At 66.3% G+C, this 14,189-nt stretch carries 11 protein-coding genes and 1 pseudogene; 7 read left to right on the plus strand and 5 right to left on the minus strand.

Annotated elements, in window-relative coordinates; translation table 11 throughout:
* Position 1 precedes the first annotated feature (1 nt).
* Positions 2 to 580, plus strand: a complete 579-nt coding sequence (locus EYS42_RS07700; protein WP_130967501.1) for a TMEM165/GDT1 family protein — start codon at positions 2 to 4, stop codon at positions 578 to 580.
* A 71-nt stretch (positions 581 to 651) separates the two neighbouring features.
* On the opposite strand, the gene EYS42_RS07705 is transcribed toward EYS42_RS07700, so the two are convergent.
* Together EYS42_RS07705 and EYS42_RS07710 are read right to left on the minus strand one after the other, a co-directional pair.
* The gene (locus EYS42_RS07705; protein WP_130967503.1) at positions 652 to 2,877 is read right to left on the minus strand and encodes a PhoX family protein; all 2,226 of its coding nucleotides are present in this window, start codon (positions 2,875 to 2,877) and stop codon (positions 652 to 654) included.
* 90 nt (positions 2,878 to 2,967) lie between these two features.
* On the minus strand, positions 2,968 to 3,966 hold the full coding sequence (locus EYS42_RS07710; protein ID WP_130967505.1) for a sodium-dependent bicarbonate transport family permease: 999 nt from the start codon (positions 3,964 to 3,966) through the stop codon (positions 2,968 to 2,970).
* A gap of 85 nt (positions 3,967 to 4,051) precedes the next feature.
* On the opposite strand from EYS42_RS07710, the pseudogene EYS42_RS17470 reads away from it, so the two are divergent.
* Both EYS42_RS17470 and EYS42_RS07715 read left to right on the plus strand, forming a co-directional pair.
* Positions 4,052 to 4,183 (plus strand): annotated as a pseudogene (locus EYS42_RS17470) (helix-turn-helix domain-containing protein); the annotation flags it as partial.
* A gap of 126 nt (positions 4,184 to 4,309) precedes the next feature.
* Positions 4,310 to 4,963: a LysR substrate-binding domain-containing protein gene (locus EYS42_RS07715; RefSeq protein WP_425358881.1), complete on the plus strand. Its 654-nt coding sequence runs from the start codon at positions 4,310 to 4,312 to the stop codon at positions 4,961 to 4,963.
* On the opposite strand, the gene EYS42_RS07720 is transcribed toward EYS42_RS07715, so the two are convergent.
* Positions 4,948 to 6,000 carry an AraC family transcriptional regulator gene (locus EYS42_RS07720; RefSeq protein ID WP_130967509.1) on the minus strand — a complete coding sequence of 351 codons (1,053 nt, stop codon included), beginning with the start codon at positions 5,998 to 6,000 and terminating at the stop codon, positions 4,948 to 4,950. The two genes, EYS42_RS07715 and EYS42_RS07720, sit on opposite strands and share 16 nt — an antisense overlap.
* A gap of 112 nt (positions 6,001 to 6,112) precedes the next feature.
* Here EYS42_RS07720 and EYS42_RS07725 point away from each other — a divergent pair, with 112 nt between their 5' ends.
* From EYS42_RS07725 to EYS42_RS07740, 4 genes are all read left to right on the plus strand, one after another.
* Positions 6,113 to 7,171, plus strand: a complete 1,059-nt coding sequence (locus EYS42_RS07725; RefSeq protein WP_130967510.1) for a 2Fe-2S iron-sulfur cluster-binding protein — start codon at positions 6,113 to 6,115, stop codon at positions 7,169 to 7,171.
* 59 nt (positions 7,172 to 7,230) lie between these two features.
* A complete protein-coding gene (locus tag EYS42_RS07730; protein WP_130967511.1) occupies positions 7,231 to 8,427 on the plus strand; it encodes an alkane 1-monooxygenase in 1,197 nt (398 codons plus the stop codon).
* Between the two features lie 230 nt (positions 8,428 to 8,657).
* Positions 8,658 to 10,148: a flavin-containing monooxygenase gene (locus tag EYS42_RS07735; RefSeq protein WP_130967512.1), complete on the plus strand. Its 1,491-nt coding sequence runs from the start codon at positions 8,658 to 8,660 to the stop codon at positions 10,146 to 10,148.
* Between the two features lie 238 nt (positions 10,149 to 10,386).
* Positions 10,387 to 11,673, plus strand: a complete 1,287-nt coding sequence (locus EYS42_RS07740; protein WP_165456671.1) for an HD-GYP domain-containing protein — start codon at positions 10,387 to 10,389, stop codon at positions 11,671 to 11,673.
* A gap of 9 nt (positions 11,674 to 11,682) precedes the next feature.
* Here EYS42_RS07740 and dinB read toward each other — a convergent pair whose 3' ends face one another.
* Positions 11,683 to 12,867: a DNA polymerase IV gene (dinB, locus tag EYS42_RS07745; RefSeq protein ID WP_130967514.1), complete on the minus strand. Its 1,185-nt coding sequence runs from the start codon at positions 12,865 to 12,867 to the stop codon at positions 11,683 to 11,685.
* A gap of 27 nt (positions 12,868 to 12,894) precedes the next feature.
* Positions 12,895 to 14,163, minus strand: coding sequence for an ABC transporter substrate-binding protein (locus tag EYS42_RS07750; protein WP_130967977.1), 1,269 nt, complete (start codon positions 14,161 to 14,163; stop codon positions 12,895 to 12,897).
* Between the last annotated feature and the right edge of the window lie 26 nt (positions 14,164 to 14,189).

The following is a 14,189-nucleotide window of genomic DNA, read 5'->3' on the forward strand; positions in this document are numbered from 1 at the left end:
CATGGAAGCCCTCCTCGTCTCCACCGGCGTTGTCGCCCTTGCCGAAATCGGCGACAAGACCCAGCTGCTGGCCTTCTTGCTGGCCGCTCGCTTCAAGAAGCCCTGGCCCATCGTGATGGGCATCCTCGTGGCCACGCTGGCCAATCACGGTCTGGCCGGTGCACTGGGTGCCTGGGTGACCACCGTGCTCAGCCAGGAGGTGCTGCGCTGGGTGCTGGGCCTGTCGTTCGTGGCCATGGCCGTGTGGATGCTGATCCCTGACGAGATCGAAGAAGACGAAGCTGCCCTGGCGCAACGCCTGGGCGTGTTCGGCGCCACGGTGGTGACCTTCTTCCTGGCCGAAATGGGCGACAAGACCCAGATCGCCACGGTGGCCATGGCCGCACGCTTTCCCGAGCCGATCATGGTGGTGGTGGGCACCACGCTGGGCATGATGCTGGCCAACGCGCCCGCCGTGTTCCTGGGCGACCGCCTGGCCGGCAAGATCCCGATGAAGCTGGTGCATGGCATCGCGGCCGCCATCTTCGCGGTGCTGGGCGTGGCCACGTTGGCCGGTGCGGGGCAGGCCTGGGGCTTCTGACCCCCGATGAAAAAAGGGCCCTGTCCGCCGAACCGGTACAGGGCCCACCTCTCACGGAGACTTCGCAGGCATCAGGAGCCGATCACACCGCCGTCGTTCTTGGTGATGACGATGGTGGCCGAGCGCGGGCGCAGGCCAGCCCCATACCCGGCATTGGCCGGCCACTGGCTGGTGTACTTGCTGGGGTCGGCCACGTCGGCGGCCTTGGTGCTTTCGCCCGGGTGCTGGATGTTCACGAACATCGTGCGGCCATCGGGCGTTTCGCAGATGCCGGTGATCTCGCAGTCCTTCGGGCCCACCAGGAAGCGCTTGAGCTTGTCGGCCGCAGGGGCCTTGCCAGCGTAGGTGGTCACGCTCACGGTGCCGTAGTTCAGGGTCTTGCTGCCACCGTCACCCACCTGCCCCGGGATGCCCGCCAGCATCATGCAGTTGGTGGTGTCGGTGTAGGCACCGTCGTCGGTCTGGATCCAGCAGATGCCGGTCTTGGGGCTGAACCACAGGCCGTCGGGGCTGGAGAAGTCCTGATCGCTGGTCAGGTTGCTCAGGTTGATGAGCCCGGGGGCAGCGCCAGCCTCGGCACCGAACAGGTAGACGTCCCAGGTGAAGGTGGTGGCGGTGGAGTCACCCAAGCCTTCCTTCAGGCGCAGGATGTGGCCGTTCACGTTGCCCTGCTGCGAGGTGGCCGCACCCTTGATGTCGGTGTAAGCACGCGGGTTGGCGGCATCCACATTGACCTGACTTCCGGTGAGCGTGGTGCTTGCGCGGCGGTTGCTGTTGTTCGTCAGCGTGAAGTACACCTCGCCTGTCACCGGGTGCACGCTGCACCATTCGGGGCGGTCCATCTTGGTGGCGCCCATGGCATCGGCGGCCAGGCGGGCGTTCACGCACACATCGCCCTGGTCGGCGAAGGTGTAGGTGGTGTAGCTGGCCGGGATGTTGGCCACGCTGAGCTCTTTCCACTCGCCCGTGCCGTCGGCCTTGAACACGGCCACGTACAGCTTGCCCTGGTCCAGGTACTTGGCCCCGGTGGCCAGGCGATCGGTGGGGTTGGCGTCGGCGTCAGACCAGGTGGCGTCGGTCACGAACTTGTAGATGTACTCGTTGCGCGAGTCGCAGCCCATGTAAACCGCCAGCTTCTGGCCGGCCTTGGGCAACGAGAACACCGCGCTTTCGTGGGCGAAGCGGCCCAGGGCGCTGCGCTTCTTCAGGCGAGAGGTGGGGCTGTAGGGGTCGAGCTCGACCACATAGCCCATGCCGTTCATCTCGTTGCGGTAGTCGTCCGAGCCATCTGGCGAGCTGCCGGTTTTGGAGATGTTCCAGCGGGCGTACTGATCGGCCACACCGCCGGTTTCCCAGCCATGGCGCGACGCTTGGCCCTGGGTGCGGCCATAGCGGTTGAGAGCCACCACGCTCTGGTCGCCACGGGCGGCATCGTCGGTGCTGCTGCGGGTGAAGTAACCGAACCAGTTTTCTTCGCCGCTCAGGTAGGTGCCCCAGGGCGAGTTGCCGGCGCCGCAGTTGTTGATGGTGCCGCGGGTAACAGTGCCGTCCAGGCTGTACTTCGTGACCAGCAGGTCATGACCGCGGGCCGGGCCCGTGATGTCGGCTTCGGTCAGGGGCGTGATGCGACGGTTGAAGTTGCTGGCCTGCTGGTAAGCCCACTGGCCATTGGTGCGGCGCACTTCCACCACCGACAAGCCATGGATGGCCACCTCCTTGTCCACCTCGGCGGCCGGGCGTGGCAAGGTCATGGTGCCGCCGTTGGCGTGCAGGAAGAAGGACGACAGCGTTTCGTCGGTCGTGGCCTCGTGGTTCACGGCCAGCAGGCCGCGGTCGTTCGCGGTGCCGGAGGGCAGACCGGCGGCGCTCAGCGGGAAGAAAGCCATGCCGTCGTGGTGGTCGCCGGCACGCTGGTCGAGGTTGGTGTCGGTGCCGTCGTTCTTGAAAGCCGGCAGGCCCGCCGCCAGCGGGTCGCCCAGGGCGTAGATGGGACGGGCGGTGTAGCCGGCAGCCACGGTCAGCACGTCGGCGGTGGCCTTGGCCACAGGGGTGAACGTCAGCGACGTGATGCGCTCATTGGCCGAAGAGGTGGCGGGCGTGGCGCTGTCGCCGCCACCGCCGCAGGCGCTCAGGGCCAGGCTGCCGAACACGGCGGTGGTGGCCGAGCCGACCGCTCCGCGCAACAGGCTGCGGCGGCTGAGGCGCGCCGACAGCACCTGCTGGAAGTGCGGGTTGTCAGAGGTGTTGGAGTCTTCGTCGTGAAGATCGATGGAGGGGGCGCCGTGTTGCTTGCTCATGACTGCGTTGCTGCCGTTGGGTGTTTCTTGGACAGCCGAGACAGTAAGCAGCGTGCATGACGCTCGCGTGAAGCTTGTGTGACACCCCTGTCATCCGGACAGCACCTGACGCGCGGCCCAGGTGTAGGCCGGAATGCCCAGGATCAGGTTGAGCGGGAAGGTGATGCCCAATGAGAGCCCGAAGTACAGCGCCGGGTTGGCCTCGGGCATGGCATCACGCAACACAGCGGGCACCACGATGTAAGACGCACTGGCCGAAAGTACCATCAGCAAGGCCGCGTCGCCCACCGACAGGCCCAGCAACGCGGCCAGCCCCAGTGCCAGCGCGGCATGCACCATGGGTGCCACCACGGCGTAGGCGATCAGCCAGGCCGAGTTCTGGCGGGCCTGCGGGAAGTGGTGCGCCACCTTCAGGCCCATGTCGAGCAGGAAGAAGGCCAGCATGCCCTTGAACAGGTTGGTGGAAAACGGCGCCATGACGGCCTTGCCCTCGTCGCCACTGAGGAAGCCGACCAGCAAAGACCCCAGCAACAGCACCTGGGCCCCGTCGGTGAACGATTCGTGCAGCACCTGCCGGATCGAAATGTGCCCGCTTGCAGGCACGGCCTGCGAGGAGGAGTTCTTCAACGCTTCGGCCTGCGCCTTGGCGCGCAAGGCATTGGCCAGCACCACGGCCATCAGGATGGCGGGCGACTCCATCAGCACCATGGCCACGGCCATGTGGCCGCCGGGCTGAATGCCCTGCCCTTCCAGGTACTGCATGGCCGTCAGGAAGGTCACGGCACTGACCGAACCATAGGCCGCAGCCACAGCCGCCGCATCGAACTTCGACACCCGATGACGCAACACTGCATACCCCATGGCGGGCACCACGAAGGCCATGAGCATGGCCGCGCCCACACACAGCATCACATCGGCGCTGAGGCCCGCATGCGCCAACTCGAAGCCGCCTTTGAGGCCCAGGGCCATCAGCAGGTACAGCGACAGGAATTTCGAAATGGCCGGGGGAATCTCCAGGCTCGATTTGACCGCGCCGGCGAACACGCCCAACACGAAGAACAGGATCGCCGGATCCAGAAGGCTTTGCATCACATCTCCAATCAGGCGTGATGCTAGGGGCTCGCGTCAACAAAGTAAAATCGATTGTGAAGCCTTCATCCATCGACAAAAGTCTATGAACATCACTTTCCGACAACTGCGTCTGGTGCTGGCCCTGGCCGACACGGGCAGCGTGACCGGGGCGGCGCGCGCGATGCATGTCACACAGCCCACTGCCTCGATGCAGCTCAAAGAGGTGGCCGAATCGGTGGGTCTGCCGCTGTACGAGGTGATCGGCAAGCGCGTGCACCTGACCGAAGCCGGCCAGGCCCTGGCCCGCACGGCGCGCCAGATGGTCACGCAATGGGAAGCCTTCGAGCAGCAGGTCGACAGCATGAAGGGCCTGACCCGTGGTCGACTGCGCGTGGCGGTGGTGAGCACGGCCAAATACTTCGTGCCGCGCCTGCTGGGCGGCTTCTGCGCGCGCTACCCCGACATCGACATCGCACTGGAGGTGCTCAACCGCGACGGCGTGGTACAGCGACTTCGCGAGAACCTCGATGACGTCTACATCATGTCTCAGCCCCCGCATGACCTCGACCTGGAAGACCAGGTGTTCATGCCCAACCCCATCGTGGTGGTGGCACCGCTGAACCACCCGCTGGCACGTAAGCGGGGCCTGAGCCTGTCCGATCTGGCGCAAGAGCGCTTCATCCTGCGTGAACAGGGGTCGGGCACCCGCATGTCGGTCGATGCGCATTGCAAGGCCCAGGGCTTCGTGCCCCAGGTGCGTCTGGCCCTGGGCAGCAACGAAGCCATCCGCGAAGCCGTGGCGGCGGGTCTGGGGCTGTCGGTGCTGTCCAGCCACTCGCTCAAGCGGGACCCTGCGCAAGATGGCGTGGCCGTGCTCAAGGTCAAGGGCTTCCCCATCGAATCGTTCTGGCATGTGGTGCACCCGCAAGGCAAGCAGCTCTCGCCCATTGCGCAGGTGTTCCACGCGCATCTGCTGCGGCAGGCGCGACGCTGGCGCGATCAGCCGGTGGCCTGAGGCGGCCGCCAGGCCGACGGCGCCACGCCCTCCCAGCGCTTGAAGGCGCGCCGGAAGTTGGCCACCTCGGTGTAGCCCAGCAGCCAGGCGATCTCCTGCACCGACAACTGGCCCGCCTTGAGGTGCCCCACGGCCAGCTGGTGGCGCACACCCTCCAGCACCTGCTGGAAGGTGGTGCCTTCGTCTTGCAGGCGCCTGTGCAAGGTGCGGGGCGTCATGTTGAACAGGCGGGCCACCACCTGCAGCGACGGGAAGCCCTGGCGCTTTTCCAGCAACACGCGGCGCACACGGTCACTGAAGGTTTCGCTGCGCTGCAGCTTGTCGAGTTCGTGCTGGCACACCTGCAGTGCCTGCTGGAAGGCTGCGGCATCGGCCATGGCCAGCGGGGCGTCGAGCTGCCCGGCAGGCAACGCAAAACCGGCCCAACCCTGGCGGTAACGCACTTCACAACGGAACAGGTCTTCGGCCAGCGGGGCGTAATCCGGCCTCGCAAATGGAAAGGCCGCATAACGCACTGCACCACCACCGCGGGTGATGAAATCGAGCACATTGCGGACGGTCAACACCACCGCCTCCAGCACCGGGCGGCGGGCCTCGCCCAGCGGCTGGCATTCGGTGATGCGGATGTGGGCTTCGGCTGCAGGCCCCTCGCCCACCTCGTGCAGGCTCACCGAGATCATGGAGGTGCGCAGGTGCACATAGGTTTCGAACAGCTGCACCGCCACGCGGATGGTGTGGCTGGCCGCGGCAGCGAAACCCAGCATGCCGTGGGTGTTGACCAGCAGCCGCTCCCCCACCAGCAGCCCCATGGCGGGCTCGCCCGTGACCTCGATGCCGTCGGACACCAGGGCCTGGAACTGCGCCATGGGCATGTCGATGGTGCCGTCGTTCAGACGCGCTTCATTCAGGCCATGGCGGGCCAACCAGGCCGGAACGTCGGCCCCCATGGTGCGGAGCTGGTCAGCGATCTGGCGCAGGTAGGGCGCCTGCAGGCTCAGGGTCTGCCCGGGGTCGGAAGGGGTGTGCGAGGTGGCCATGGGCGGCGATTGTCAAAAAATGACCCCCGCCTGTCAACAGCCGATCTTCAGCCAGACGCCGTGAATTTTTACGATTCATCCACCTTGAACCAACATCCCTTGAGGAGTCTGCATGCTGGGTTTTCTGTTCGGCAAGAAGTCCAACGCCGCACCGGCCACGGCTCGCATCAACGGCCAGGCCATCACCCTGCAGCCCAAGGAAACCCTGCTGCAAGCGGCCCTGCGCGAGGGCATCGAATTCCCGCACAGCTGCCGTGTGGGCGGCTGCGCCACCTGCAAGTGCAAGCTGGTCAGCGGCCAGGTCAAGGAACTGACCGAGACCGGCTACATCCTGTCGGAGGCCGAACTGGACCAAGGCTACATCCTGGCCTGCCAGGCCGTGCCCAAGGGCGATGTCAGCGTCGAAGTGGACCTGAGTGCGCAGAAGGCCCGCCAGCAGGTCAGCGGCCGCGTGCTGCGCCAGGACAAGCTCACCCACGACATCACGGCCCTGACCGTGCGCCTGGACGCCCCCTTGCTGTGGAAGGCCGGGCAATACGCCCAACTGAGCGTGGCGTCGATGCCGGGAGTGGCTCGCAGCTACTCGTTCGCTGACCCGGTGCAGCCCGAAGGCACGGCCCGCTTTTTCGTGCGTGAAGTGCCCGGGGGTGCGTTTTCCACCCACGTGAACCGCACAGCGCTGGAAGGCCAGACCGTGCAGCTGGACGGCCCGCTGGGCGAGTTCTGGCTGCGCCCGGACGCCCAGGCCCCCCTGCTGATGATCGCCGGTGGCAGCGGCCTGGCCCCCATCCTGGCCATGCTGAAAGATGCACTGACCCAGGGTGTGCAGCGCCCCGTGACCCTGCTGTTCGGCGCCCGCACACAACGCGACCTGTATGCCCTGGACGAGATCGAAGCCCTGGCCCGTCTGAGCACGGCCGGCCTTCGCTTCGTGCCTGTGCTGTCGGAAGAGCCGGCGGACAGCGACTGGCGCGGCGCACGAGGCCTGGTGACCCACGCGCTGGCCGATGCCTCGCAAGGGCTGGTGGTGCCCGGCTGTCACGCCTACCTGTGCGGCCCGCCGCCCATGATCGACGCCGCCCTGCCCCTGCTGGTGCAGCAGGGCGTGGCCCGCGGCCACATCCATGCCGACCGATTCACCACGCTGCATGACCAGCCGGTGGCCGCCTGAGTCGGTCCCCTTTCACGCTTTTCATTCCCACGAAACGTTCACCCCCAAGGAGACATCCGATGAACGTCCTTCACTACCTGAAGTACTTCCTGTTCCACGCCATCGGCCTGCTGGCCGCTGGCTTCATCATGGCCGGCCAGGGTTATGTGACCCTGGGCCTGCTCACGGTGCTGGTCATCTACATGGTGGGCGACGCCGTGGCCGGTGACGACACCAGCACCCCCACCTTCAAGCACCCTGGCATCCTCACCTTCCAGCTGTGGATGGCCCTGCCCCTGCTGACCTTGATCGTGTGGTGCGCGCTGTGGAGCTTCAGCAGCACCGACCCGCTGGGCTGGGGCGCCTTCGTCACCCAGATCACAGGCCATGACGTGATCGCCGCACGCGACGGGACCTTCTGGGCCCACCAGGTGTCGACCGTGATCCTGACCGGTCTGATGATCGGCATGGTGGGCACCATCACGGCCCACGAACTGACACACCGCACCTGGGACCCGGTGTCCATGCTGATCGGCCGCTGGCTGCTTGCTTTCAGCTTCGACACCATCTTCTCGATTGAGCATGTGTACGGCCACCACCGCTACGTGTCGACCGAAGAAGACCCGGCCACCGCGCCCCGCGGTCGCAACGTGTACTTCCATGTGGTGGCCTCGACCCTCAAGGGCAATGTGAGCGCCTGGAAGATCGAGCAAAAGCGCCTGGCCCGCAAGGGACAAGCCCTGTTCGGCTGGCACAACGCCGTGCTGCGCGGCCATGCCATGAGCCTGTTGCTGGTGGCTGGCGCCTGGGCGGTGGCCGGCCCCCTGCCCACCGCATTGCTGGTGGTGTGCATGCTGTGGGGCAAGGCCCTGCTGGAGATCGTGAACTACATGGAGCACTACGGCATGGTGCGCAACCCGGCCACCCCGGTGCAGCCGCGCCACTCGTGGAACACCAACAAGCGCATCAGCTCGTGGACCATGTTCAACCTGACCCGCCACTCGCACCACCATGCCCAGGGTGAAGTGCCTTACCAAGACCTCAAGCCCTTCCCCGACGCCCCCATGATGATCGGCGGCTACCTGACCACCATCGTGGTGGCCATGCTGCCCCCGCTGTGGCACAAACTGATGACGCCCAAGGTGCTGGCCTGGGACCGCGACTACGCCACGGCCGAAGAACGCGCCCTGGCCGCCCGCGCCAACGCTGCCAGCGGCATCCCGGCCATGATGGCGGCCAACCAGGCCCAGCCGCAGCTGTACCGCGCCGCCGCCTGATCGGCAACCCGCCCCGGCACGACCGATCCAGCCCCTCGGTGGGGCGGTTCAGGCCACGTTTCACGCCCCGCAGGCCTTCAGGCCCCGGGGCGTGACTTTTTGCAAGCGCCCTCCCCGTGATCGGATGGATCTAGGGTTTTCACCGGGATTCGCTCGCGACACGCGCATTGACAAGGCGCGTTGTCACAATAAACTGACAACACTCAATTCCTTTTTCGCAGGTGTGTGTCATGTCCGAAAAATTCGATGTCCTGATCGTGGGTGCTGGTCTGTCTGGTGTGGGTGCTGCCCGCCACCTGGCCAAACACTGCCCCGGCAAGAGCTTCGCCATTCTCGAAGGCCGTGACACCATGGGTGGCACCTGGGACCTGTTCCGCTACCCCGGCATCCGCTCCGACTCCGACATGTACACCCTGGGCTACAACTTCAAGCCCTGGACCGAAAAGCAGGTGATCGCCGACGGCGACCGCATCCGCAACTACATCAAGGACGCCGCCCGCGAGGCCAGCATCGACACCAAGGTGCGCTACGGCCACAAAGTGGTCTCGGCTGCCTTCGACAGCAGCACCGCCCTGTGGACCCTGCAGGTGCAGAAGAAGACCGGCGAGACCGTCGAGATGCAATGCGGCTGGCTGATGATGTGCTCGGGCTACTACAACTACGAAGAAGGCTTCACGCCCGAATTCAAGGGCCGCGACGATTTCAAGGGCCAGGTCATCCATCCGCAGTTCTGGCCTGAAAAGCTGGACTACAGCGGCAAGCGCGTGGTCGTGATCGGTTCGGGCGCCACCGCGATCACCCTGATCCCCTCGATGACCGACAAGGCCGGCCACGTGACCATGCTGCAGCGCACGCCCAGCTACGTGGTCTCGGTGCCCCAGTTCGACCCGATGGTGCGCTTCCTGCTGAAGTTCCTGCCCGAAATGACGGTCTACAACCTCAGCCGCGCACGCAACAACTTCATCACCCAGATGATCTTCAAGCTGTCGCGCAAGTACCCGAACTTCATGCGCAAGCTGCTGCTCAAGCAAGTGAAGGCCCAGGTCGGTCCGAACTTCGACATGAAGCACTTCACCCCGCCCTACAACCCCTGGGACCAGCGCCTGTGCGCCGTGCCCAATGGCGACCTGTTCAAGGCCCTGCGCCGTGGCAAGGCCTCGGTGGTGACCGACCACATCGACCGCTTCGTGGACAAGGGCATCCTGCTGAAGTCGGGCCAGACCCTGGAAGCCGACATCATCGTGACGGCGACGGGCCTGAACCTGCGCCTGTTCGGCGGCATGAACCTGTCGGTGGACGGCAAGGCCATCGAGATGAACAAGCACATCTCGTACAAGGGCTTCATGTTCAACGACATCCCCAACTTCTCGAACACGCTGGGCTACACCAACGCCTCGTGGACGCTGAAGGCCGACCTGATCGCCGAATACGTGTGCCGACTGTTCAAGCACATGGACCAGAGCGGCACCAAGATCGCCGTGCCCCGCCGCAACGACCCGAACATCAAGGAAACGCTGCTGCTGGACATGACCTCCGGCTACGTGGCCCGCGCCGAGGCCCACCTGCCCAAGGGCGCCGACCGCGCCCCCTGGAAGCTGTACCAGAACTACGCCATGGACCGCGAACAGCTGCACCACGGCGATCTGCAGGACGGCGTGATGGAGTTCTCCAAGCCCAAGGCCGTGACCGCCGGCAGCACCCCGCAACGCGCCGTGGCCTGAGGCCTGCACGGCCTGGCGCACTCCCGCTCACAGAGAACCCGGCTACGGCCGGGTTTTTTCATGGGCGCGCCCACCGCGGGGCAAGTCGGCATCAAGGGGGCAAGCCCCCCTTTTTTCGTCCGAATTTCACGAACTCCAGCCGCTTACAAAGCAGGGTGCAGTGCGCTGCATTTCCGCATCCCGCAGACTCGACTTCAGCCCCATGCCGGGGTGAGCCTGCTTTTTTGGAGTCATGGCGATGGTCGACACCACTTCCCCCTCGGCCTTCCAGACGGCCAACCCCCACGCCCTCGCGGTGATCCTCGATGCGAGCGAGACCCGCTCGATCATGGCCTCCGAAGACATCTTCGACCTCAAGGGCATGAAGCTGTGGGCCCGCAACCAGCCGGTCACGGCCGACCTTCAGCGCAAGCTGATGGACCGCGCCCTGCAGCGCCCGCTGGAAACCTGCCTGATGGTGGAAGATGGCGTGACCGTGCAGACCCTGAAAGAGCGCCTGAGCAGCCGCGTGCGCCAGCACCCCACGCTGGCGGCCCTGCTGGGCCCGCAGGAAGACCGGCTGATCAAGGCCATGGGCCAGGTGCGCCTGCACTCGGTGGTGCAATTGCTGCTGTCGGCCTGTGAAAGCGCGCGTCCGGCCACCTTCGAACACTCGGTCGACGCCATGGCCCTGGCCGGCGCCCTGCAGGCCACCGCCGGTGGCGACGACACCGCCGTGGCCCGCGCCATGACGGCGGGCCTGCTGCACGACATCGGCGAGATGTACCTGGCGCCCACGCATGGCGAAGGCGATGCCGCCAACAACCTGGACATCGACACCTTCCGGCAGCTGGTGGTGCACCCGCACATCGGGCAGCTGCTGCTGAGCCAGTTGACCGACTACCCGAAAGAAGTGGTGCGGGCCGTGGCCGAGCACCACGAGCGGCTGGACGGCTCGGGCTACCCGCACCGTCTGAAGGCCGATGGCATCAGCCCGCTGGGCCGCCTGCTGGCCGTGACCGAAGAGACCCTGGCCGCCCTGCGCCAGCCGGGGGCAGGCCTGGCCCAGGCCAGCGTGGCCCTGCGCGTGGTGCCGGCCGAGTTCGACGAACGCCACGCGGGCACGGTGGTGGGAGCAGCACGGCGTGCCGCGCAACTGGTGGCCCACCTGAGCGACCAGGAGCTTCATGCCAGACTGGACAGCCTGGACAGCAACCTGGCCATTGCGCTGGAGCGGCTGGAAGGACTGATCGAAGACACGCCCTCGCCAGCCTCACTGCGCCAGGCCGTGATGCTGGGCCACCACCTGGTAAAGCGCCTGCGGGATGGCTGGAACGCCAGCGGCCTGTGGAGCACCGATGGCATCGAAGGTGAAGACGCCGCCGAGGCCGAAACCGTGTGCGCAGCACTGCAGGCCCGTCTGGAGGCCATCGAACGCTCGGTGCGGCTGACCGCAGGCCAGGGCCTGAGTGAAGACGAGCAGGAAACGCTGGATCAGTTGTGCGCCATCATCATCGACCACGCACCCACGGGCGAGGTGGCGTGACCTGACGGGTCAGAACAGGGGCAGGCTTTCCTGCACCTGCAAGGCCGGGCTGTCGGGCACGGTATCGGCCGATTGCAGGCCTTCCACCCGCACGCCCATCAGCCGCAGGCGACGGTCGAGGTCGATGTCGCGCAGGCTGCGGGCAGCCCAACGGCGCAAGGTGGGCCCATCGGCGGTGGGCTGGGGCATGGTCAGGCTGCGCGTGACGATACGGAAGTCTTCATAGCGCAGCTTCACCCCCACGGTGCGCGCCACCAGCTGCTTGCGCGCCAGGTCGGCGGCCACCTGTTCGGCCAGCCGCGTCAGCAGCGCGCCCAAGGCTTCGCGGTCATGGCGCGGGTGCAGGTTCCGCTCGAAGGTGGTCTCGCGGCTCATGGACTTGGGATCGCGCCAGGTCACCACCGGGCGCTCGTCACGGCCATGCGCTGCATCGTGCAACCACTGACCCTGCCGACTGCCGAAGTGGCCGGCCAGCCAGGCCGGATCGGCCGCGGCCAGTTGCCCGATGGTCTCGATGCCCAGCTCGCGCAGGCGCTCGGCCGCCTTGGGGCCAATGCCGTTGATGCGACCGGCCGGCAAGGGCCACACCCGCGCGGGCACCTCGGCATGGGTGAACAGGGTCAGCCCATCGGGCTTGTCCATGTCGGAGGCCAGCTTGGACAACAGTTTGTTGGGCGTCACGCCGATCGAGCAGCTCAAGCCCGTGGCCTCACGCACCGCCTGCTTGAGGCGCTGGGCCACGGCACGCACGCCGGCATGGGCGTCATCGGGCGCGCTGGCCTGGGCACCGGGCACGTCGGTCAGGTCGAGGTAGATCTCGTCGATGCCGCGGTCTTCCATCACCGGTGCGATCTCCAGCACCGCCGCCTTGAACAGGCGCGAGAAGTGCCTGTAACGGTCGAAATCGACCGGCAGCAAGATGGCGTCAGGCGCCAGCAAGGCCGCCTTCATCAGCCCCATGCCCGAGTGCACCCCCAGAGCCCGCGCCGGGTAGGTGGCGGTGGTGATCACGCCGCGACCTGCGTAGTCCCGCAGGCGAGGCCACGCCGGGCTGTCGGCCGGGGGGACGCCTTCTGGCAAGGCCCTGCGCCCGCCGATCACCACCGGCTGCCCCTGCAGCTGAGGGTGGCGCAACAGTTCGACCGACGCGTAAAACGCGTCCATGTCGAGGTGAGCGATCCATCGTTGCAACATGCCGCGAGCATGCCAGAGCCTGTGGGCTCAGCGCGTCGTGTCCGACTCCTTCATGCGCCGAACCACCAGGGCCTGGCTGCGTGCCAGAACTTCGTCCACGGTGACGGGGTCGGTCAGCAGGCTGGCCAGTTGCTGGCCGACCGCAGTGCCGATCGACTGGAATTCCGGCATGATCGGGAACTGGATGCCGCTGTAGGGCGACTTGGGCAAGGTGCTGTCACGCGGATCGGCCTTGGCCAGGGCCTCTTCCTCGATGGCGGCATGGCGTGCCTGCTGCCTGAATGCCGGGTTGGCGTAGGTGCTGAACCGGGTACCGCCGGGCACGGAGCCCCAGCCCTGTGTGGCCGCCACACGCTGCAGGTAGGTCTTGGACGTGGCCCATCGCACGAAAGCCTGCGCCTGAGGCTGCTGCTTCGACGACGTGGGCACAGCCAGCGCCCACACCCACAACCAACTGGCCCCCTTGGGCGTGCTGGCCACGGGGGCATGCAGAAAGGCCACCTTGCCCGCCACTTTCGATCGCTTGGGGTTGTCCACGAAACCGCCGGCCACGGTGGCATCGACCCAGATGGCGCACTTGCCTTCGCTGAACAGGGTCAGGTTCTCGTTGTAGTTGTTGGCCACGGCACCCGGCGGACCGTACTTGCGCAACAGGTCGGCGTACAAGGACACCGCCTCTTTCCAGGGGCGGGTGGTCAACTGGGGTTGCCACTTCATGTCGAACCACTGGCCGCCATGGGTGTTCACCATGGTCGAGATCAGACTGATGTTGGCGCCCCAGCCAGCCTTTCCGCGCAGGCAGATCCCATACACCCCCCGGGCCGGGTTGTGCAGGCGGGCCGCGGCGTCTCGGATCTGCGCCCAGGTCGGATGCAGCGGCAGCTTCACGCCAGCCTGCGCCATCAGGTCGGATCGCACCATGGTCATGCTGCTTTCCCCGTAGAACGGTGCCGCCATCAACTGGCCATCGACCGTCAGGGCTGACCGCACGGTGGGCAGCAGGTCATCGACCTGCCAGGCGGCATCGGGCTGGATCGGGGCCAGCCAGCCTTTCTTGCCCCACAGCGGCGCCTCCAGCGATCCAATGGTCAGCACGTCGAACTTGCCAGCCCGGGTGGCGATGTCGGTGGCCACCTGCTGGCGCAACGGCTCTTCATCGAGTGTGACCCAGCGGATCTTGACCCCAGGATTGGCCTTCTCGAACTCCTGGCTCAGGCCCTGCAGGGTGATCATGTGTCCGTTGTTCACGGTGGCCACCACCAGCTCGGCCGCCGAAGCCGCCAGCGGCATGACCATGACGGTGGCGAGGTGCAGCCGGGCGA

This window comes from Aquabacterium lacunae, from assembly GCF_004310865.1.
Classification (GTDB): Bacteria; Pseudomonadota; Gammaproteobacteria; order Burkholderiales; family Burkholderiaceae_C; genus Aquabacterium; species Aquabacterium lacunae.